This is a genomic window from Ralstonia psammae (genome assembly GCF_958405935.1).
Lineage (GTDB): Bacteria > Pseudomonadota > Gammaproteobacteria > Burkholderiales > Burkholderiaceae > Ralstonia > Ralstonia psammae.
This window is the reverse complement of sequence record NZ_CATZBU010000018.1, coordinates 1-21009: the sequence shown is the minus strand read 5'-3', so window position 1 is coordinate 21009 and position 21009 is coordinate 1. Positions and strand designations below refer to the sequence as shown.

The 21009-nt window shown below is 65.0% G+C and carries 24 protein-coding genes; 6 read left to right on the top strand and 18 right to left on the bottom strand.

Features of this window, described 5'->3' with window-relative positions; translation table 11 throughout:
* The first annotated feature begins 25 nt into the window (after positions 1-25).
* The gene (gene pdxR / locus R2N16_RS23285; RefSeq protein WP_316669108.1) at positions 26-1540 is read left to right on the top strand and encodes a MocR-like pyridoxine biosynthesis transcription factor PdxR; all 1515 of its coding nucleotides are present in this window, start codon (positions 26-28) and stop codon (positions 1538-1540) included.
* A gap of 69 nt (positions 1541-1609) precedes the next feature.
* Here pdxR and slmA read toward each other — a convergent pair whose 3' ends face one another.
* Genes slmA through argB form a run of 3 tightly spaced genes read right to left on the bottom strand, consistent with a single transcriptional unit; the run spans position 1610 to position 4089 of the window.
* Positions 1610-2260 (bottom strand): nucleoid occlusion factor SlmA, encoded by a 651-nt coding sequence (gene slmA, locus R2N16_RS23280; RefSeq protein ID WP_316669049.1) that lies wholly within the window; start codon positions 2258-2260, stop codon positions 1610-1612.
* Between the two features lie 45 nt (positions 2261-2305).
* Positions 2306-3163 (bottom strand): HAD-IA family hydrolase, encoded by an 858-nt coding sequence (locus tag R2N16_RS23275; RefSeq protein ID WP_316669047.1) that lies wholly within the window; start codon positions 3161-3163, stop codon positions 2306-2308.
* On the bottom strand, positions 3163-4089 hold the full coding sequence (gene argB, locus R2N16_RS23270; protein WP_316669045.1) for an acetylglutamate kinase: 927 nt from the start codon (positions 4087-4089) through the stop codon (positions 3163-3165). Before argB ends, R2N16_RS23275 begins: the two co-directional genes overlap by 1 nt.
* Positions 4090-4263: 174 nt before the next feature.
* Between argB and R2N16_RS23265 the strand changes: the two genes are divergently transcribed.
* The 3 genes from R2N16_RS23265 to R2N16_RS23255 are packed head-to-tail and all read left to right on the top strand — an operon-like array spanning position 4264 to position 5316.
* Positions 4264-4857 (top strand): sigma-70 family RNA polymerase sigma factor, encoded by a 594-nt coding sequence (locus R2N16_RS23265; RefSeq protein WP_316669043.1) that lies wholly within the window; start codon positions 4264-4266, stop codon positions 4855-4857.
* A 34-nt stretch (positions 4858-4891) separates the two neighbouring features.
* Entirely contained in the window at positions 4892-5104 is a 213-nt protein-coding gene (locus tag R2N16_RS23260) for a zf-HC2 domain-containing protein (RefSeq protein ID WP_316669041.1), read from the top strand.
* Entirely contained in the window at positions 5101-5316 is a 216-nt protein-coding gene (locus R2N16_RS23255; protein WP_316669039.1) for a cysteine-rich CWC family protein, read from the top strand. The genes R2N16_RS23260 and R2N16_RS23255 overlap by 4 nt, the downstream gene beginning before the upstream one ends.
* 4 nt (positions 5317-5320) lie before the next feature.
* On the opposite strand, the gene R2N16_RS23250 is transcribed toward R2N16_RS23255, so the two are convergent.
* Both R2N16_RS23250 and R2N16_RS23245 read right to left on the bottom strand, forming a co-directional pair.
* Positions 5321-5542, bottom strand: a complete 222-nt coding sequence (locus R2N16_RS23250; protein ID WP_316669036.1) for a hypothetical protein — start codon at positions 5540-5542, stop codon at positions 5321-5323.
* 46 nt (positions 5543-5588) lie between these two features.
* Positions 5589-6083, bottom strand: coding sequence for a copper chaperone PCu(A)C (locus R2N16_RS23245; protein WP_428984157.1), 495 nt, complete (start codon positions 6081-6083; stop codon positions 5589-5591).
* A 145-nt stretch (positions 6084-6228) separates the two neighbouring features.
* Between R2N16_RS23245 and R2N16_RS23240 the strand changes: the two genes are divergently transcribed.
* Positions 6229-7575, top strand: coding sequence for an ATP-binding protein (locus R2N16_RS23240; protein ID WP_316669032.1), 1347 nt, complete (start codon positions 6229-6231; stop codon positions 7573-7575).
* A gap of 49 nt (positions 7576-7624) precedes the next feature.
* Positions 7625-8203 (top strand): response regulator transcription factor, encoded by a 579-nt coding sequence (locus R2N16_RS23235; protein ID WP_316669031.1) that lies wholly within the window; start codon positions 7625-7627, stop codon positions 8201-8203.
* Positions 8204-8237: 34 nt separating this feature from the next.
* Here R2N16_RS23235 and R2N16_RS23230 read toward each other — a convergent pair whose 3' ends face one another.
* The 13 genes from R2N16_RS23230 to R2N16_RS23170 form a co-directional block, all read right to left on the bottom strand.
* A complete protein-coding gene (locus tag R2N16_RS23230; RefSeq protein WP_024977038.1) occupies positions 8238-8441 on the bottom strand; it encodes a CsbD family protein in 204 nt (67 codons plus the stop codon).
* Positions 8442-8514: 73 nt separating this feature from the next.
* Entirely contained in the window at positions 8515-9129 is a 615-nt protein-coding gene (locus tag R2N16_RS23225) for a hypothetical protein (protein WP_316669029.1), read from the bottom strand.
* A 214-nt stretch (positions 9130-9343) separates the two neighbouring features.
* Positions 9344-10675, bottom strand: coding sequence for an ATP-dependent protease ATPase subunit HslU (gene hslU / locus R2N16_RS23220; RefSeq protein WP_316669027.1), 1332 nt, complete (start codon positions 10673-10675; stop codon positions 9344-9346).
* Between the two features lie 27 nt (positions 10676-10702).
* The gene (gene hslV / locus R2N16_RS23215; protein ID WP_316669025.1) at positions 10703-11239 is read right to left on the bottom strand and encodes an ATP-dependent protease subunit HslV; all 537 of its coding nucleotides are present in this window, start codon (positions 11237-11239) and stop codon (positions 10703-10705) included.
* Between the two features lie 156 nt (positions 11240-11395).
* Positions 11396-12997, bottom strand: coding sequence for an ABC transporter substrate-binding protein (locus R2N16_RS23210; protein WP_316669023.1), 1602 nt, complete (start codon positions 12995-12997; stop codon positions 11396-11398).
* A gap of 100 nt (positions 12998-13097) precedes the next feature.
* Positions 13098-14405, bottom strand: a complete 1308-nt coding sequence (gene zigA, locus R2N16_RS23205; protein ID WP_316669021.1) for a zinc metallochaperone GTPase ZigA — start codon at positions 14403-14405, stop codon at positions 13098-13100.
* An 87-nt stretch (positions 14406-14492) separates the two neighbouring features.
* Positions 14493-14912: an RNA polymerase-binding protein DksA gene (dksA, locus tag R2N16_RS23200; RefSeq protein WP_024977044.1), complete on the bottom strand. Its 420-nt coding sequence runs from the start codon at positions 14910-14912 to the stop codon at positions 14493-14495.
* A gap of 422 nt (positions 14913-15334) precedes the next feature.
* The gene (locus R2N16_RS23195; protein WP_316669019.1) at positions 15335-16411 is read right to left on the bottom strand and encodes a CobW family GTP-binding protein; all 1077 of its coding nucleotides are present in this window, start codon (positions 16409-16411) and stop codon (positions 15335-15337) included.
* Positions 16399-16926, bottom strand: coding sequence for a Fur family transcriptional regulator (locus R2N16_RS23190; protein WP_316669017.1), 528 nt, complete (start codon positions 16924-16926; stop codon positions 16399-16401). Before R2N16_RS23190 ends, R2N16_RS23195 begins: the two co-directional genes overlap by 13 nt.
* Positions 16927-17022: 96 nt before the next feature.
* Positions 17023-18261, bottom strand: a complete 1239-nt coding sequence (locus R2N16_RS23185; RefSeq protein WP_316669016.1) for a lactonase family protein — start codon at positions 18259-18261, stop codon at positions 17023-17025.
* Positions 18262-18273: 12 nt separating this feature from the next.
* The gene (locus tag R2N16_RS23180; protein WP_316669014.1) at positions 18274-19800 is read right to left on the bottom strand and encodes an FAD-binding oxidoreductase; all 1527 of its coding nucleotides are present in this window, start codon (positions 19798-19800) and stop codon (positions 18274-18276) included.
* 132 nt (positions 19801-19932) lie between these two features.
* Complete coding sequence (locus tag R2N16_RS23175) at positions 19933-20451, bottom strand: metal-dependent hydrolase (RefSeq protein WP_316669105.1); 519 nt, start codon at positions 20449-20451, stop codon at positions 19933-19935.
* A gap of 78 nt (positions 20452-20529) precedes the next feature.
* On the bottom strand, positions 20530-21009 hold a 480-nt coding region (locus R2N16_RS23170; RefSeq protein WP_316669013.1), incomplete at its 5' end, for a class I SAM-dependent methyltransferase.

Genomic DNA, 21009 nt, shown 5'->3' with positions numbered 1-21009 from the left:
TCACGCCCCCACCCACCGCGCCAGCATGCTGGTCGACTATCTGCAGCGCCGATTCGACCGAGCAGAACCGGGCGGTGAACCCGACCACCGCCGCCTGTATCGCGTGCTGCAAGAGGGCATCCTGCGCGACGAGTTGCAGCCGGGCACCCGCCTGCCGTCATCGCGGCAGCTGGCCACTGAGCTGGGCATTGCGCGCAACACGGTCATCCACGTTTATGAACAACTCGGCGTGGAAGGCTACGTCTCGGCGGGCGTGGGCAGCGGCACGTTCGTCGCCGATACCGCGCCGGACCGGCTGGACGCCGCGCCCGCGCCGGCCGCGGCGGTTGCCGCCGTGCCGGCCGCGCTGATGACCGAAGCGGCCACGCCGTCGGCGCCGATGCTCTCCACGCGCGGCCGTGCGCTGGTGCGCGATGCAGGCGCCAGCTCACGCCAGTGGGGCGCCTTCATGCCGGGCGTGCCCGAGGTGCGGATGTTTCCGGCGCGCATCTGGTCGCGCCTGCACAACCGGCTGCTGCGCAAACCGTCGCCCGCGCTGCTGACGTATCCCGTTGGCGCGGGCTACCTGCCGCTGCGCACCGCACTGGCCGATTACCTGCGCACCGCGCGTGGCGTGCGCTGCGAGCCCGAGCAGATCATCATCACTGCAGGCATCCACCCGTCGCTCCAGCTCATTGCGCAACTGCTGTGCGACGCCGGCGACACCGCGTGGATCGAAGATCCGGGCTACTGGGGCGTGCGCAGCGTACTCACCGCCGCAGGCGTGCGCACCGTGCCGCTGCCGGTGGACGACGAAGGCATGCGCTTCGACATCCCCTCGCGCGGGCGCCAGCGCAGCAAGCCGCCGAAGCTCATGGTGGTCTCGCCCTCGCACCAATACCCGTTGGGTTCGGTGATGAGCCTCGCGCGACGCCGCGCGCTGCTGGCCACCGCCCACGCCACCGATGCGTGGATTGTCGAAGACGACTACGACAGCGAATTCCGCTACGGCAGCCGCCCGCTGCCTTCATTGCAAGGGCTGGATGAAGGCGGGCGCGTGCTCTACATGGGCACGTTTTCGAAAGTGCTGTTCCCCAGCTTGCGGATTGGCTATCTGGTCGTGCCGCCCGCGCTGGCCGATGCGTTTGCGACGGGGCTGTCGGAGATGTTCCGCGGCGGCCAGATCCTCACGCAAGCCGTGCTGGCGGACTTCATTGCGGAGGGCCATTTCGTCTCCCACATCCGGCGCATGCGCGGCGTATACGCGCAGCGGCGCGAAACGCTTCTGGCCTCCATCGGCCGCGAGTTCGGCGACGCGCTGCCCGTGCATGACGGCGCGTCGGGCCTGCATCTCGTGCTCGGCTTACCGGCCGGCACCAACGATGTGGCCGTGGCTGACCTGGCACTCGCCAATGACGTGGTCACGCGCCCGCTCTCTCGCTACTATCAGGACGATGCGCGCCGCCTGCCCGGACTGCTGCTTGGCTATGGCCATGTGGAAACGGAGCAGATTGCGGCGCGGTTCCATACGCTGGCGGAGGCGGTGCGCACCATTGGCTAGCCCACGCTGTACCCACAAAAAAGCCCCGCACCGCGGGGCCTCTTTGCCATTTGCTTGAGCGATGCGCACTCAGGCCAACAGCACCCGCAACTGCGCATCTGCACCTTCCACCGGAGACTTCCGGAAACCGCTCTTGGCATACCGATGCCAGCGCCCCAGCACCGCACACACAAGCAGGTTGGCGCGCGAAGCGATGTCGGTATCTGCCGGCCAGGCGCCCTGCGTGACCGCCATGCGCAGACTCTGCTTGAGCGACGCCTCGATGCGGTCCAGGCACTGCGCCATGCGCTCGGGCAGGCGCTCGTCTTCGCCGACCAGCGCATCGCCCACCAGCACGCGCGTCATGCCCGGGTTCTTGTCGGCAAACGACAGCAGCATGTGCGCGATGGCGTGCGCCTGGCGCAGGCCATGCTCTTCACGCAGCGTGATCTGGTTGATGAGGCCGAAGACGGTCTGCTCGATGAATTCAATCAGCCCTTCGAACATCTGCGCCTTGCTGGCGAAGTGGCGGTAGAGCGCCGCTTCGGAGACGTCCAGCCGCGCGGCCAATCCTGCGGTTGTGATCTTTTCGCCACGTGGCTGCTCGAGCATGCCGGCGAGCGTCTGCAGAATCTGCACGCGGCGCTCGCCCGGGCGGGGTCGTTTGCGTACCGGTGGTGCCTCTATGGCGACGTCCGCGACCGGCTCGGCGGTCGGAAACTCCGTTTGCGCGTTGCTCATGACTTCCTGGCCCCTCTCCCGTTCCGAGCGCGGAGTTACCACTGCCTAGCCGCGTCGAACAAGCCTTCGTTTTAGTTGAAGCACCGATTTTACTTTCACGCTCACATAGCCGGGCCGGTTGGCGAACAAAATCGGTGTGGCGGTCGGTTGATGTGGCGAATTTGCACGCGCGTCCATTGCCGCCGCTTGCATTGGATGCAATGCATCGGCAGCGGAAGTCGGCTGCACGCCGGGTGCCACGCGCCGAAGATAGCCCGTCACCCATACCGTGCCGATCCCCAGGCGCCGATAGCGCTTGAGGTGCGAAAGCGTGTCTTCGACCAGAATGGCACGCGACGGCACAATCCGCTCGCGCGCCAGCAGCCGGCGCAGCATCAGCGGGTCGGGTTTCGGGCGCAGGCGCCGGTGCACCCACATGTGCTCGACGGCAATTTCGCGCAAGAACGCGCGTTTCAGGCCAATGAGCCGCAGCACCTCGCGCGCATAAGCGACGGGCGCGTTGGTCAGCAAGATTTTGCGCCCCGGCAGGGCGCGCAGCAGTTGGGCCAGGCCGCGCTCGGCGCGCACCATGGCGCGCAGGTCGTCAAAGCGGTGGGCCTCGGCCAGGAAATCATCGGGGTCGACACCGTGATGGCGGACCATGCCGAGAATCGTCGCGCCATAGCGGCGCCAATAGTCCACCCGTACCTGGCTGGCGGTGGCGTCGTCCGTGCCGAGCACGCGCGCCACATACGCCGTCATCAGCCGGTTGATCTGCGGAAAGATCGCGTGCGATGCGTGGTGGAGAGTGTTGTCGAGGTCGAACAGCCAGACCGGCTGCCGGGCGGGCTCGGAGCCCGCCGGCACCTCGCGCGGCCAGGTGCGCGCAGCATGGCGCACCCGCACCGCTCGGGCGGGTCGCATCAGTGCGAGCGGATCATCGTGCCGAACGCCTGTTCGGTCAGGATTTCCAGCAGCAGCGAGTGCTCGATCCGGCCATCGACGATGTGCACCGAGTTCACGCCGCTCTTGGCAGCATCCAGCGCAGACGAAATCTTCGGCAGCATGCCGCCCGAGATCGTGCCATCGGCAAACAGCTCGTCGATCTCGCGCGCCGACAGGTCCGTCAGCAGGTTGCCCTGCTTGTCCATCACGCCCGGAATGTTGGTCATCATGACCAGTTTCTCGGCCTTCAGGATCTCGGCCATCTTGCCGGCCACGACGTCCGCGTTGATGTTGTAGGCCTGGCCGTCATCGGAGAAGCCGATGGGCGAGATGACCGGAATGAACGCGTCGTCCTGCAGCGCCTTGACGACGGCCGGGTTGATCGCCTCGATGTCGCCCACGAAACCGATGTCGATGAACTCGCCCGGACGTTCGCGATCCGGCATCTTCAGCTTCTTGGCACGGATCAGGCCGCCGTCCTTGCCAGTCAGGCCGACCGCCTGGCCGCCGTACTGGTTGATCAGCATGACGATGTCCTGCTGGACTTCGCCGCCGAGCACCCACTCGACCACTTCCATGGTCTCTTCGTCGGTCACGCGCATGCCCTGGATGAAGGTGCCTTGCTTGCCGACCTTCTTCAGGGCTTCGTCAATTTGCGGGCCGCCGCCGTGCACCACCACCGGGTTCATGCCGACAAGCTTGAGCAGGATCACGTCGCGCGCGAAGCCGTGCTTGAGCTTTTCCTCCGTCATGGCGTTGCCGCCGTACTTGACGACGATGGTTTTGCCGTGGAACTTGCGAATGTAAGGCAGCGCCTGCGCGAGAATCTCGGCCTTCAGCGCAGGCGCGATATGCGCGAGTTCGGGGGCGAGGCCAGCAGGGTCGGGGGCAGCAGAAGCGGTCATGACGGTGACATCCGGTTGGGCGGGTATGATGGAGCGCCGAATGTCGCGTGCTACAAAAAAAACGAAGCAGCCCATTTTCGGCAGGCGCGATTTTACAAGAAAAGGCGCTACGGTCTGGTAGCGCACCTTGCGTGCCTGCCATACCGTTGCCACGAAAGAACACCCAGGGGAAACATGGCCATCGCACCCGACCAACTCGACGCGCTGCGCCCTCACCTGCTGCGCTTTGCGCAACTGCAATTGCGTGACACGGCCCTGGCCGAAGACACGGTGGCTGACACCATTCTGGCGGTGCTCGAACATCCGGAGCGCTTTGCCGGCAACGCCTCGCTCAAGACGTACGTGATCGGCATCCTCAAGCACAAGATCATCGATGCGATCCGCTCGGGGCGGCGCGAAGTGCGCGTCTCGCTGCTTGCGGGCGGCGAATCCGACGAGGCCGGCCTGCGTTCCGACGAAGCCGTCTTCGACAGCCTGTTCGCCGCCGACGGCCACTACAGCCGCCCGCCGTCCGATTGGGGTGACCCCGATGCCGCGCTGTCACGGCGCGAGTTCTTCGACGTGCTGCAAATGTGCGTTGATCGCTTGCCGCCGCGCGTTGGCCGCGTCTTCATGATGCGCGAATGGCTGGAGCTGGAGACGGAGGAGATCTGTCAGGAATTGCAGATCACCGCGACCAATGCCTGGGCACTGCTCTATCGCGCCCGCATGCGCCTGCGCGAGTGCCTTGACCTGCACTGGTTCGGCAATCAGCCGGCCGCCGCCTGAGTCGCTTATCTGTTGCACCACCGAGAAAGACCACATGCCGAACCGTTGGGGAATGCTGACCTGCAAGGAAGCGCACCGCGTGCTGGTAAGCGGAATGGACCGCGACCTGCGCACGGGTGAACGCCTGCGCCTGCGCGTGCACCTGTTTGCGTGCGATGCATGCACGCGGTTCTCGCACCAGCTGGGGTTGCTGCGCCAGGCAATGCACAAGCTCGGGCAAGACGACGACGGGAGCAACCACGCGTGACCCCGTCGGCCGCCAACACCGTGTGTGCAATCTGCGGCGCGGCGTTGCGCTGCGCGGCCATCGGTGACGGCACGCAGCCCGACGCGACGTGCTGGTGCATGACCGAAGAAACGCTGCCTGCCAGCGCGCGGCGCCCAGGGCAGGGGTGCCGCTGCCAGCGCTGCCTGCGCGAAGCCATTGCGCAGGCACGGGCAGCCGCTGAATCCAACTAACGGATCAGTCGTTGTCCTGGCTGTCGTCGTCCAGCGTGCGCAGTGCACGGCGGACGTCGGCCCGGCCGCGCTGGCGTTCAGCGTGGCCGCCTTCGGTGTGAGCGCCGGCCTTGCGGCCGCGGGCGAGCGGTACCAGAACGTTGCGCGGGCGCGCAGTGCCGGCCCGCGTTGAAGGCTCGATGCGGAAAGTCAGTTTCTGGCGAGTGCCCAGTGTCTTGTTCGCCATGGGAGGGTTTCCTTACGTGGCTTGAAGCGACACTCGCCGCAAGCCATCAATGCTTGTGTCCGCCGCCGTGGTTCATGCCGGACATGTTGCCGGCGGTCAGGTCGCGCACGCGGGCGTCCACCTTCTGTTCGACGACGCGCTTGTCGGCCAGCTCCACCTTGAGCGTGATGGGCACGGTGGTGTCCTTCACCAGCGGCTGCTTCAGATTCATCAACATCACGTGGTAGCCGCCCGGCTTGAGCTGCACGGTCTGGCCCTTGGGCAACTCCAGCGAGGGCATCGCGCGCATGCGCATCACGTCGCCCTCCATCTTCATCTCGTGAATCTCTGCCGTGCCCGCCACTGGCGTGCTCACGCCCACCACCTTGGCGCCCTCGGCCGATTGCAGCGTCATGAACGCGCCGCTGGACGTCTGGCCGGGCACCGTGCCGCGCACCCAGGCGTCTTGCACCGTGACCTGTGCGAAAGCGGCGGCGCTGGCGAGCAGGCCTGCAGTGAGCACAGCCAGGCGAGCGGAAGAACGGATCGATCGGGACGTCATCATCAAGGGCTCCTGTCGGGGACAAACGTGCTGCGCATTAAAGCACAGCGCCTGTGGGGAGATCGGTTGGGTGCACAATTGTGCGGCTGATTGACGCATCGCCGCACCGAGAGCCGCGCGGTGCGCACGTTTACACTTGTCCACCATGCTTTCCACCCTGTCTCTTGCCGCGCCGCTGCTGGACGCATCCAGTCTACGCCGCCTCTTCTGGCTGCGATGGAGCCTGCTGACCACCCAACTGGTCCTGATGTTGCTCGCGCCGCTGGTGTTTGGCGTGCAACTGCCGGTGCTGCCGCTGCTGAGCGTGATGGGCCTGCATGCGCTGTTCAACCTGCTGACCGGATGGCGCGTGCGGCGCAACCGGCCCGTGCAGCATATCGAGATCACCGTTCAATTGATGGTGGACCTGACCGCGCTGTCCGCCCTGCTGTATTTCACAGGCGGCGCAACCAACCCATTCGTATCGTTCTACCTGCCCGCGCTGGCAATTGCAGCGGCCATGCTGCCGATCGCACACGTGGTGGGCCTGACGCTGTACGCGCTGGCCGCCTACAGCATGATGCTCGGCAACTACATCCCGCTGAAGCTGGCAAACCCGGCCGATGCGGTGGCGTATCACCTGGCGGGCATGTGGATCGATTTCGTGGCCAGCAGCGCGATGATCGCCGGCTTTACGGCACGCCTGTCCGCCGCGCTGCGCGAGAGCGATGCGCAGTTGACCGAGGCACGCGAGCGATTGCTGCGCGAGCAGCGCATCGAAGCACTGATGTCGCAAGGCGCGAGCGTGGCGCACGAAATGGGCACGCCGCTGTCCACCGTGGCCGTCATCGCCGGCGAGCTGCAGCACGACGCGAAGCAGCCCGATTCCCCACTCGCCCCGTACCGCGAAGACCTGCGCGCCATCGAACAGCAACTCGAACTGTGCCGCGCCGCGCTGGCGCGCCTGCAGCGCAAACCCAACGACGGCGCGCCAGAGCCGCTCGGCCAATGGCTACCGGATTTCACGCAGACGTGGCAGCTGCGGCATCCAGACATCCGCCTCCACACGGAGACGTCGCCCGCGGCGCAAGCGGTGGAACTGGATGCGGTGAACGTCGGCCAGATCCTCACCATCCTGCTGGACAACGCTGCTCGCAGCCAGCAGCATGCAGGGCGCGATTTGGTGCCGCTGCTGCTGACCGCCAAGATCGACGCCAACCCGGACGTGCTCCGCGATATGCCGCCCCAGATCGTGCTGTCCATCGTCGATACAGGGTTGGGCTTGCCGGAAGACCTGCGGACCTCGCTCGGCCGCACGCCGGTACGAAGCCGGCACGGCGGTCACGGCATCGGGCTGTATCTGGCCTCCACCACCGCGCGCCGCCTGGGCGGTACCGTGGTGCTACGTCCGAACCCGCCCCAAGGCGCCATTGCCGAACTCCGACTGCCGGTTGGCGGTCCGATGGAACACGCGGGGGCGCCCATCATCGGCGCGCCCACCCTCTTCACATAACGAGATCGCCTGACGCCGCCCCCGTGCACGTACGGCCCCGGAGAACACCATGCAGCAACCCGCCCCCTTTCTGATCCTTGATGACGACGATGTCTTTGCGCAGACGCTGGCACGCGCGCTCACGCGTCGCGGCTTCGCTCCGCAGATTGCCCACACCGGCGGCGAAGCGTTGACCCTGGCACGCCAGACGCGCTTCTCGTATGTCACCGTCGATCTGCATCTGGCCGCCAGTGACAAGGGCCTGATGCCCCATGGCGGCACGGATTCGGGTCTGCATTGGATTACGCCACTGCGCCAGGCGCTGCCCGACGCGCGCATGCTGATCCTCACAGGCTACGCGAGCATCGCCACCGCCGTGCAGGCCGTCAAGCTGGGGGCGGACGAGTACTTGGCCAAGCCGGCCAATGTCGATTCGATTCTGCTGGCGCTGCAGGTGGGCGTGTCTGAAGCCGTGGCCGAGCAGACGATGGAAAACCCCGCGCCGCTGTCGGTCGCGCGGCTGGAGTGGGAACACATCCAGCGCGTGCTGGCCGAGCACGGCGGGAACATCTCCGCCACCGCGCGGGCGCTCAACATGCACCGGCGCACGCTGCAACGCAAGCTCGGCAAGCGGCCGGTCGCCAAATAAGCGACCCGCCGCCTGGAGCGACATCAGCGCCGCATTACCAGCGCGTATCGCGCTCCCACGCCTTGAGCTCGTCTTCGGCGCGTTCCTTCGTATAGCCGTAGCGTTCCTGGATCTTGCCGGCAAGCTGGTCGCGCTTGCCGCGGATCACGGTCAGGTCATCGTCCGTGAGCTGGCCCCACTTCTCCTTGACCTTGCCCTTGGCCTGATCCCATTTACCTTCGATCTGGTCCCAGTTCATACGTCCTCCATTGCGATTGAGATAAAGCAGGGGCGACCCGCAGGCCTCCCCCATGTGGACAGTTCCGTGCGGCTTACTTCTTGAACTTGGCGGCGACGTCGTTCTGGCACTTCGTCTTGGCATCGCCCGACAGGGCATCGCATCGTTCCTTGGCGGCCTTGTAGTTGGCGTCGTTGGTGTCCTTGGCCGCATCGCGGCGCGCTTCGCTGACGTCCTTGGCCGTGCCCGTGGCCTTGGCGTGGCTCACCTCGTCACCGCCCTTGGCACGGGTGTAGGCGGCCTTGGCGTCCTTCACGCAGGTGTCTTTGTCATTGCCCTTCAGGGCATCGCACTTGGTTTTGGCGACGTCGTAGTCGGCCTCGGCCTTTTCCTTGGCGGCGCGGTTGCGGGCGGCTTCAGTGCCATCGCGCTCCAGCACCGCATTGGCCTTGGCGACGTTGTACTCGCCCTTGGCCTCGGCACGGCAGACATCGCGATCATTGCCCTTCATCGCATCGCACTTGTCCTTGGCGGCTTTGTAATTGGCATCGGCTTGCTTGACGGCACTGTCGTAAGCGGCACGCTTCGCATCGTTCGGTGCTGAGGCCCCGGTGTGCGTGGTTGGCGCGGGCGTGAGCTGGGCGTGGGCGATGCCCAACGGGGCGCAGGCGAGCACGCAACACAGGGCCAGGCGTTGGATCGGTTTCATACGCTTCTCTCCTTGTCGTGGTTGGAATCGCGCACGCTAGGTGCGCAGCGCGCATTGTCTGTGCGGCACCACCTTCTTCAGCAGATAACGGACCTGACCACGCACGATCCTGACCAAACCCTTGCGGGGCTTGGCTTGGCGGGCGCCCAAACAAAACGGGCCGCATCGTCTCCGATGCGGCCCGCAGGGCATATGGAATGCGTTGCTTACATGCTTACAACACGTAGCGCGACAGATCTTCGTTGCCCGACAGCTCGTTCAAGCGCTCGTCGACGTACGCAGCGTCGATGGTCACCGTCTCGCCGGACGATTTGTGCGCGTGAAACGACAGATCTTCAAGCAGCCGCTCCATCACCGTGTACAAACGGCGTGCGCCGATGTTCTCGACCTTCTCGTTGACCGAGCATGCGATCTCGGCCAGGCGCCGGATGCCGTCTTCGGCAAATACGAGATCGACACCTTCCGTCTTCAGCAGCGCCTGATATTGCTTGGTGAGGCTGGCGTCCGTCTGCGTGAGAATCGCGCGGAAATCCTCCACCGACAGCGAATCCAGCTCCACGCGGATCGGGAAGCGGCCCTGCAGTTCCGGAATCAGGTCGCTCGGCTTGGACAGATGGAACGCGCCCGACGCGATGAACAGGATATGGTCGGTCTTGATCATCCCGTACTTGGTGTTGACGGTCGTGCCTTCCACCAGCGGCAGCAAGTCACGCTGCACGCCCTGGCGCGACACCTCGCCGCCGCCGTGTTCGCTGCGGCTGGCGATCTTGTCGATCTCGTCCAGGAACACGATGCCGTTCTGCTCGACGTTGGCCACCGCTTTCTGCTTCAGCTCATCTTCGTTCACGAGCTTCGCGGCCTCTTCGTCGATCAGCAGCTTGAAGGCTTCCTTCACCTTCATCTTGCGACGGTTCTTCTTGCCCTGGCCCAGGCCGGCAAACATCGAGCGGATCTGCTCGGTCATGTCTTCCATGCCGGGCGGGCCCATGATGTCCATGCTTGGCGTACCAGCCGACACTTCGAGTTCGATTTCCTTGTCGTCGAGCTGACCTTCGCGCAGCTTCTTGCGGAAGGTCTGGCGCGCGGTCGAGTCCTTTTCTTCCGGCTGCGCAAAGCCAATGTCGCGCGGCGGCGGGATCAGGACGTCGAGAATGCGGTCTTCGGCCGCATCTTCGGCCTTGGCGCGCACCTTCTTCATCTCGGATTCACGCGTCTGCTTGACGGCCATCTCGGCCAGATCGCGCACGATGGTGTCGACGTCGCGGCCGACGTAGCCCACCTCGGTGAACTTGGTCGCTTCGATCTTGATGAACGGTGCGTCGGCCAGCTTGGCCAGGCGCCGCGCAATCTCGGTCTTGCCCACGCCGGTCGGTCCGATCATCAGGATGTTCTTGGGCGTGATTTCCTGGCGCAGCGGGTCTCCGACCTGCTGCCGGCGCCAGCGGTTGCGCAGCGCCACGGCCACGGCCTTCTTGGCCTTGTGCTGGCCAATGATGTGCTTGTCGAGTTCGGAGACGATCTCCGACGGCGTCATGGTTTCAGACATGGGAATCCTGTCGATGAGGGGGCTCGCTTATTCGAGCGTCTCGATCACGAAATTGGTGTTGGTATAGATGCAAAGCTCGCCGGCGATCCGCAGCGATTTTTCCACCACATCGCGCGGCGCGAGGTCGGTGTTCTCCATCAGCGCCTTGGCGGCTGATTGGGCATACGAGCCGCCCGAACCAATGGCAGCAATGCCGCCTTCCGGGTCGAGCACATCGCCGTTGCCGGTGATGACGAGCGTGGTGTCGCGGTCTGCGACGATCAGCATCGCTTCAAGGTGTCGCAGGGCGCGATCGGTACGCCAGTCCTTGGCGAGGTCAACGGCGGAGCGCAGCAGGTTGCCCTGGTGCTTCTGCAGCTTGGCCTCAAAACGGTCGAGCAGGGAGAAGGCGTCGGCGGTCGCGCCGGCAAAGCCGACCAGCACCTTGCCATCGTAGATGGCGCGTACTTTGCGGGCAGAGCCTTTCATCACGATGTTGCCCAGCGTGACTTGGCCATCGCCGCCGAGGGCGACCTGATTGCCGCGCCGCACGCTGACGATGGTGGTGCCGTGATACTGTTCCATGCGCTTGTTCCTAGGGGTCCGGCTTGGCGCGGCCCCCAGCGGGCCGGCCAAAGAACTTCATACTTGACGCCAGCCCGGAGGATTTCAAGCCTGTTTTCCTCCACAACGCACACTTTTTGTGCGTCGAAAACCGCTTTTTTCTGGGCTTCTACCGTTTCAGTGCGTCACATCGAACGCGTAGGTACGCTCATCCAGACGCGGCACCACCGTGTAGCCCTTGCGCGCCGCCCACACGTTGATATTGAAGTAGAGCGGAATCACGCCGCTATCGCGCATGCCGATTTCCGTAGCTTCCTGCAGCAGCCTCTCGCGCTTGCTGTCATCGAGGGTCTGCAGGGCTTCGGCCAGCTTCGCGTCGAGCGCCGGGTTCGAATAGCGCCCGCGATTGGATGCACCCCAGCCGCGCGCCGGATCATAGGTCGCCAGCAGCGCCTTGAGGCTCGAACTGGCTTCGCCTGTATCTGCGCCCCAGCCGGCTTGCAGGAACGAGAAATCCAGCTTGTTCGCCCGCGTGAAGAACGACGCTGACGGCAGCGTCTCGACCTTGGTCGCAATGCCCACCCGCGAAAGCATCGAAGCGATCACCTGAGCGACGCGATCATCGTTCGGGTAGCGGTTGTTGGTGGCGTGCAGCGTGATCGCAAAACCATCGGGGTAGCCGGCCTGGGCGAGCAGTTTCTTCGCTGCGGCCGGGTCTGCAACCGGAGCCTTCAGGCCAGGCACGTGGCCGAACAGTGCGCTGTTGACAAGTTGGCCGGTCGGCTCAGCCGCGCCTTCCATCACGCGGTCGACGATGGCTGAGCGCGAGATCGCCAGCGAGATCGCCTCGCGCACGCGTGCATCCTTGAGCGGGTTCTTCGGCAGCGGGTTGCCTGCCTTGTCGGTCACGAACGGCGACACATCGCGGTTCGAATCCATGTGCAGATACATCATGCGGAACACCGGCATCTTGAACACCGACACCGCCGGGTTGGTCGACAGCTTCTTGATGTCCGAACTCGGCACGTTCTCGATGACCTGCACGTCGCCCGCCAGCAACGCCGCCACGCGCGGGGCGTCCGCCGTCAGGATGCGCAGCGTCACGTGCTGCCATTGCGGCTTCTTGCCCCAGTAGCCGTCAAAGCGCGTCAGTTCCACCCGATCGCCGCGCGTGAACGAGGCGAACTTGTACGGCCCTGTGCCGACCATCGCGCGGCCATTGTTGAAGTCGTCCGGGCCGGCCTTTTCGACGGCCTTTTTCGACACCATGTAGATCGTCGACAAGTCGTTCGGCACCAGCGGGTACGGGCCGTTGGTGGTGATGCGCACGGTCAGCTTGTCGACCGCTGTCACCTCCTTGAAGCCACGCGTGTAGATCGTGAATGGCGATGGGCTGTTCTTGATGGTGGCCGGGCGCGCCAGCGAATAGACGACATCGGCCGAGGTGAACTCGCTGCCGTCATGGAAATGCACGCCGGGACGCAGCTTGACCTCCCACAGCGTGTCGCTCAGGGCTTTCCACGACATGGCAAGGCCTGGCTTGAGGCGCATCCGCTCGTCCTTGGCGATCAGCGCCTCGAACATATGCTCGGCAACGTTCGAATTGGGCGTGACGTTATGGAAATGCGGATCAAGCGAAGTGATGTCGCTCGACAACCCAATCACCAGCGTGGATGCCGGCTGGGCATGCGCCGCAATCGGTGTGAGCGCCGAGAGCGCCGTGGCAAGAGACAGCGCGGCGACCAGGTTCGCGGCGCGCAGCAGACGCAGGACCGGCATGACGACTCCCCGATGGTTCATGACGAAAACAAAACGTTCGGGGATTGTCAGGACCGGACGACGCCGGTGTCAACGTCGATGAAGCAGGGGGTCTGCGTGCTCAGTGATGGTGCCCGCAGTCGCAGTCGTCACCGTGTTGGTGGTCATGGTCGTCGCCCTGGTCGTCATCGTCGTGGTCGTCGTAGGCCCAGGCGGGGAAAGGATCTGCCAGCGCAGCCCACGCTTCGGGGCCGGCAGCCATCTCGGCGTCGGTCAACAGGCAGGCATCGAGCTGCGCTACGAGCGCGGCTTCATCCAGGTCCGTGCCGATGAACACAAGTTCTTGGCGACGATCGCCCCACTGCGCGGGCGCACCGTTGTCGTGCATCTTGTCCGCAATGTCCGCGCGGGCTTCTTCTTCGTCGGGCCACTCGGCTTCATCAACCGCAGCCCACCATGCACCGGCGCCGCCGTGGCGCATCACGCCGCCGGCCTGACCCCAACTGCCGGCCGTGTCCATACGCGACGCCAGCCAGAAATAACCCTTCGAGCGCAGTACGCGACCATGCTCATGCAGCCATTCGGTGTGCATCAGGTCCCACAGGCGCTGCGGATGGAACGGCACGCGTCGGCGATAAACGAAGCTGCGGATACCGAGCGCTTCCGTCTCGGGCACATGTTCACCGCGCAGCTCGGCAAGCCATGCAGGCGCGGCGGACGCAGCATCAAAATCAAAGCGGTGCGTGTTGAGGATTTCATCCAGCGGCACCGCGCCAAACGATGCGTGCACGATGCGCGCCCGCGGGTTCAGCGAATGCAGGATGCCAGCCAGGCGCTCGCGCTCGGCATCGCTCACGAGGTCGACCTTGTTGAGCACGATCACGTCGCAAAACTCGACCTGCTCGATCAGCAAGTCGACGACGGTGCGGTCGTCGTCTTCATCGCGCGCCTGACCGCGATCGGACAGAAAATCGGCGGCGTCGTAGTCGGCCAGGAAGTGCTGGGCATCGACCACGGTGACCATGGTGTCCAGGCGCGCGAGGTCGGACAGCACGTCGCCTTCAACATCCTCGAACGTAAAGGTCTCGGCAATCGGCAGCGGCTCGGCCACGCCGGTCGATTCGATCAGCAGATAGTCGAAGCGGTCTTCGCGGGCCAGGCGCGCGATCTCGTCGAGCAGGTCCTCGCGCAGCGTGCAGCAGATGCAACCGTTGGACAGCTCCACCATGCGCTCATCGGTGCGGGAGAGCTGCGCACTGGTGGCCGTGCCGTCGCCCACGAGCTGCGCGTCGATGTTGACGTCCGACAGGTCATTGACGATCACGGCCACACGCTTGCCCTCGCGGTTGGCGAGCACATGGTTGAGCAGCGTGGTCTTGCCGGCGCCCAGAAAGCCGGACAGCACGGTAACGGGAAGCGGACGGGACATGATCAGTGGCCTTGGTTTGTGGCCAAACAAAGCAAACAGCCCGGTGAGTTACCGGGCTGCAAGATTCAAACAAATGCGACGCGCGCGTCAGTCACCCATCAACTTCTGGCGCTTTTCGCGGCGCTCCTGCGCCTCCAGCGTCAGAGTGGCCGTCGGGCGAGCCAGCAAGCGCGGAATGCCAATCGGCTCGCCGGTTTCGTCGCAGTAGCCGTAGTCATTGGCATCGATGCGGGCGATCGACTGCTCGACCTTCTTGAGCAGCTTGCGCTCGCGATCGCGCGTACGCAGCTCCAGCGCGTGCTCCTCTTCAATGGTGGCACGGTCAGCCGGGTCCGGCACGATCACAGTCTCGCGCAGGTGCTCGGTGGTCTGGTTGGCGTTCGCGAGAATTTCGTCGCGCATTTTTACAAGCCGGTCCTTGAAGAAGGCGAGCTGCGCCTCGTTCATGTAATCCTTGTCGCTCATCTTCAGGATTTCGGCTTCGGTGAGTAGTTTCTTGCTGCTCATGGTTGCTGCAGATGATCCTGGTAAATCGCGCGCCGTCTCGGCTATCGCGTCGTCCTTGCGCGGGGATGCGCCGGACTCATTCTGGCTGGCGGCGGACTTGCCGCCCCGCGCGCCTCCTTTTGCCTCTCCCGCAGCGGCGCCCCCTGCCGCTTTTTTTCGGGTGGCTGGCGCAGCCTGGGCTGCTGCCGACTCCATTACGGACCGCCCGGTACCACCGTTGGCGCCGCGTCCTTCCTTGGTCTTAGTCACCATCGCCTGCTCTCCTTACCGGACGTGCTTCGGACGACGTGCTTCTAAATCAATCTATTGTAGCTGAACGATATTAACCGAACTATCGGAGAAACACGGACAGAAAATCCGGCCCGGATTCTGCCTGAAAGCGCGCGGCGGGGCCACCCAAAAGGAGGGGGAAAACGGCAGGATCAGGCCAGGCAGTTCTCCAATCCTTTCAGAATCGTTTCGCGCGGCAGGTCCACGCCGATGAACACCATCCGGTTGGAAGGGGTCTCGCCGTCCCATTTTCCGCCCACGTCGCTGCCCATGAGCTGGTGCACGCCCTGGAACACCACCTTGCGGTCGACGCCTTCCATATAGAGCACGCCCTTGTAGCGCAGCAGCTTCTCGCCATAGATGTTCAGCACGCCCGAGAGAAACTCCTCCAGCTTGGCGTAATTGAACGGCCGTTCGCTGCGGAAGACGAACGAGGCGATGCGGTCCGTGTGGTGCGCATGGCCGTGGTGATGGTGGTGGCCCTGCCCATGGGGATGGCCATGGTCGTGATCGCAGTCGGTCGAGCAGGCATGGTCGTGATCATGATCGTGGTGATGGTCATGATCGTCTTCGCGCAGGAAGTCGGGGTCGATCTCCAGCTTCGCGTTCAGGTTGAAGCCGCGCAGGTCGAAGATGGTGTCGATCGGCGTGTCGCCAAAATTGGCAGTGCGGATCGGGGCGCGCGGGTTCATGTGCAGCAGGCGGTGGCGCAGCGCATCCACATCGTCGGCGGAAACCAGATCGCTCTTGGTGATGAAGATGGCATCCGCAAAGCCCACCTGGCGCTGCGCTTCTTCCTGCTTGTCGAGCTGCATGTTGCCGTGCTTGGCGTCGACGAGCGTGATGACGGCATCCAGGAGATAGCGGCTCGCGATTTCGTCGTCCATGAAGAACGTCTGGGCGACGGGGCCGGGGTTGGCGACGCCGGTGGTCTCGATGACGACGCGGTCGAACTGGATTTCGCCCTTGTCCCGGCGCGTGAGCAGATCCGACAGGCCCGCCACCAGATCGCCCCGGATGGTGCAGCAGATGCAGCCGTTGCTCATCTGCACGATCTGCTCGTTGCCGTCCTGCACGAGGATGTCGTTGTCGATGTTCTCTTCGCCGAACTCGTTTTCGATCACGGCGATCTTCATGCCGTGCTGTTCGGTCAGGATGCGCTTGAGCAGCGTGGTCTTACCGCTGCCGAGAAAGCCCGTCAGGATGGTGACCGGGATCATTTTGGACATGATGGGTTTCCTGTCTTGTGATGGGCCGCGAGATGCGCGCAATCCGCGCAAGCGCCCTTGATGGTGAGTTCGGCATGATCGGCCGCGAAGCCGGCGGGCAGGGCGGCCTTCGGCATGGCCGGCGGCTCGGCGGCTTCGAGGCAGAAGTCGCGCCCGCATTGCATGCAGTGGAAGTGGCTATGCGAGCGGTGCGCCGCTTCGCGCGCGGCGTCGTGCTCGGCCAGGCTGAAGCGGAAGACACGATCCGCCCCCGCCGTCTTGTGAACGATGCCACCTGCCACGAGCCAGTCGAGCACGCGGTAGACCGTCACGCGGTCGATGCCGGAATCGTCCGGCAGCGCGTCGCACACGGCCTGGTGCGAAAGCGGATCGGCGCCCTGCATCAGCACCGCCAGCACGCGCACGCGGGGCTCGGTCACACGGCTGCCCAGGCCGCGCAGACGCGCGCGGGCAGCCTCTTCAGGCGAATGGGAATGCGAAGTGGCGAGATCGTCGCGCGAGGCCGGGGTGTTCATGCGCGGGATTGTCCCACGGGGCGCCGGTTGCTGCAATTGAGTTGCAATTGGGCGGCCCGGCACCGCCCAGTGTTTCTCTTTGCGTTTGGTTTCCGCTTATGCCGCAAACGCCAGACACACTGGCGTCGGCACCTTCGCCACGACCACGGGCTGGTCCAGCTTGCCGGTCTGCCCGTCGATGCGCAGCCGCAGGATCGTGTCGCCCTTCTGGTTGAGCACGTAGAGGTGACTGCCGTCGGGCGCCATCGTCATCGCGCGCGGGAAGCGCACGCCTTCACTCCAGTACTGAAGCGGCGCGAGCTTGCCCGAGACGTCAATGCTGAAGGCCGCCACGCTGTCGGCCAGGGGGTGGTCGGACTTCAGCTTGCGGTTGCTGGCGTAGAGAAAGCGCCCCGACGGATGCATCAGCAGTTCTGCACCGCTCTTCTGGCCGGTGTAGTCGGCGGGGGTGGTGGAGATGCGCTGGCGTTCTTCCAGCACGTGGCCGGTGGCGGGGTCGTAACCGTGGCAGGCGACAGAGCCCTCGAGTTCATTGATGACGTAGAGCAGCTTGCCTTGCGGATGCAGCGCCAGGTGGCGCGGGCCGCTGCCGGGCTTGAGCTGCGCGCGATCCCGCGGAGCGAGCTTGCCCCCCTCGATGGCGAACACGTTGATGCGGTCGGTACCCAGGTCGGTGCCGATCACGTGCTGGCCGGTGGTGTCGAACAGCATCATGTGCGCGTGCGGCGCTTCCTGTTCCGGGCGGGGGCCGGAGCCGGTGTCCTTGAAGATGCCCGATACGGTGCCGAGCTTGCCGTCCTCGCCGATCGGCAGGAGATTGTACGCGCCACCGCTGTAGATCGACACGCACAGGTGCCGCCCATCCGGCGACACGACCACATGCGCGGGGTTCGTTCCCGACAGCGACAGCGGCTGGCGATTGAGCAGCATCAGCTTGCCGTCGTGCGGGTCGATCGCGTAGGCCTCGGCACTGCCGTTCGGGCGGCCCTCGTAGACCTCAAGCTCATTGATGGCGTACAGGAACCGCTGATTTGGGTGCACGGCCAGGAACGACGGATTGGCGCTCTCGACCACCTGCACCTGCGTCCACGCATCTCCGCGCGGCGCGAGCACATAGATGCCGAGTGCTGCGGGGCCACCGGCGGTGCCGCCAGGTGCGTTGAACGTGTAGGTGCCGACATAGGCGAAGCGGGGAGGGCGGACGCTGCCCGCGGGCTGCGCCCCCGACGCGGCGGGTTGCTCACCCGCCTGGGCCGTGACGGTTTTGGGAAGAGCGCCCAGCAAAGGCAAGCTACCAGTCCACTGCATGAAAGTTCGACGAAGACGATTGGTCATGGGATGGCTCCATCAAACACGCACGGACATCGCGTGGTGGAAGATGTTGTTCGGATCATACCGGCGCTTCACATCCTGCAGAAACGCGTACAGGTCACCGCTGCCGTAGTAGAGCTGCGGCCAGAACGGGTAGGCGAGCATGTCGACGTCGGGGTAGTTGATGTAGCAGCCCTCGTACCGGTCGCCGGGGTATGGCGTGCCGCTGTGCGGTGCGGGCACATCAGGCGCGCCGTAGACGTCGCGGTAGAAATCGCTGATCCAGCGCAGGTGGCCGGCGTCATCGGCGGGGGCACCCCAATACGTCTGGTATTGCAGCTTCATGATGGACGCGCGCTGCGGCACAGCGGTATCGCCCATGCGCTCGGCCTTGTTGACGGCGCCGCCGTACGAATCAACTTGCAGCAGCGATTGGCTCAGGTCCACGCCCGGCATCGTCCGCGTGAGGTGCGTGTAGATGCGCTGCGCCTCGCGCGCGGTGAAGCCGCGTTTCATGTAGGCCGACTTGTACTTGCCGCGTTGATTGGCACCCGAACCGTTCAGATACTGCGTGGCGGTCAGCCAGTCGTACTGCACGATGGTGTGCGGCTTGGAGCAGAGCAGTTGCCCCACACCCTGCTTGTGCGCGGGGCCGTACCCGGGCGGACGTCCCTTGACCGGCGTGGGGGCGCAGGCCTGGAAGCGGCTCAGAAAATCATTGAGGACGGAGAGATCGCGGCACGTGCCATCGGGGTTGCAGAACTGCGTGAGCAGGACGATCTGCCCCGACGATTTGTGCGTGAGCTTGAGCAGCGAGAACATGCCCCACGTGTCGGGTTCCTTGCCGCGCGTCTCCCAGTATTCGCCGTAGATGCGCAGCAGTTCGGCAAAGCGCCCGGGCGTCATGGTGGCCCAGTCGAAGGCCACGGTGGCGAGCGCCACTTCCCGTGGCGCCTCGGGCAGCCTGGCGAACGTGTAGCCGGTGATGACGCCGAAGTTGCCGCCGCCTGCGCCGCGGCACGCACGAAAGAGATCCGGCTCGTGCACGGCATCCACCGTGCGGGCAGCCGCCTTGCCCGTCTTGTCGACCGTGACGATGTCGACGGCCGAGAGCCAATCCACCGTCAGCCCCTGCAACCGTGAGAGCAGCCCATACCCCCCGCCGCAGATATGCCCGCCCGCACCCACCGAATAGCACGAGCCGCCGGGCAGCGTCACGTTGCGGCGCTTGTACAGCTCCAGATAGCCGTTCCAGTTCTGCGTGCCGGCCGGAATGCGCACCGAGCCGTCGGCGAGCACCTCGGGCATGGCGAGCAGGCTCAGATCGACGATCGTGCCGTCCGGGTTGTTGGAGACGAAATCCTCATAGCAATGCCCGCCGCTGCGCACCGTCGGACGCTGGCCCGCGTTGATGATGCGCTGCACGGCGGGCGCCACATCGTCGGGTTTTTCTATGAGCGCGATGCGGCTGGCGGCCTGCGCATCCGTCGCCGGCCAGCGCAGGTTGAAACCATGTTTGAGCGTGTTGTAGCGAGGGTCCTGGCGCGTCACATCCAGTGTCATCGACGACTCCCGGTGAGGGCGTTTGCGCAAGCATTGCGCAAACGGAGTTGAGTTCGGACGCGTGGCGTCCGGCGGTTCCAACTTAGTCGTTCGCGGGCCCGGCTTCCATCGGACAATGCCGATACGGTCGCCTCATCGCGCCTGGTGCGCTAACCATCCAACTACCCGAGTTGCCGTCGCGGCCCACAGCGGCCGCACCAGCCAGCATGCCGCGGCCCATGCCAGGATCACCACGATCAGGTCGCAGCGGCCGCTCTTCCATAAATTCAGGGAATGGCGCCCCCAGATCCAGGGCACGCCCAACGGATTGGGCCAATCCGCCAGCAAATGCATCAGTCCGCCGCACGCGAAGCCGAACAGGAGCGGCGCCCACAGGTGAGCGTGGCCGAGCGCCTGGTACGACAGAACAAGCACCGCGACCCAGCCCACGCCCCAGTGGGTGGCGGTGCGGTGCGTGATCCAGAGGCGGCGTGCACGGGTCCACCAGGCAACCTCCATCCAGTCAGGCGCGGTGCTGCCGGCAACCGCCGCGCAAAACGCCAGGATGCTGCCGAGATGCTCGACAGAGGTGTGGGAAGCCTGTGCGACGAGGGCGGCGGCAATCAAACCTGCCGCCCAGCCCGTCGCGTGATGGGCAGCATTGGATGCCATCGACGTGATGCGGAAAACGAAGGACCGCATCTTCGCAATGGCGGCTTGCCGGGACAAGCCAAAAATTGCGACAAATTGCTAGCCGACTTGCAGCAGCAGCCCCTTGAGGTACTCGCCTTCCGGGAAGCTCGTCAGCAGCGGGTGGTCCACGCCACCGGCCAGCCGGCGCTGAATGCGCGCCGTCACCTTGGCATCGGCGGCCGCGCCCGCGACGATTTTCTGGAACAGGTCCGCGTCGATCGCGCCCGAGCACGAATACGTAAACAGCAGCCCGCCCGGGCGCAGCAACTGCATGCCGACCAGGTTGATTTCCTTGTACGCCCGCGCCGCGCGATCGACCTGCTGCGCCGACGCCGCAAACTTGGGCGGGTCCAGCACGATCAGGTCAAACTGGCGGCCTTCTGCGCGGAAGTTGCGCAACGACTTGAAGACGTCCGCATCCAACCACTCGGCGCGCGCCGGATCGAAGCCGTTGAGCGCCACCCTGCGCACCCCCACCCCCACCCCCACGCCCCCCCACACGCACGCCACCACCCAGCCCCCCCCCCCCGTCAGCGC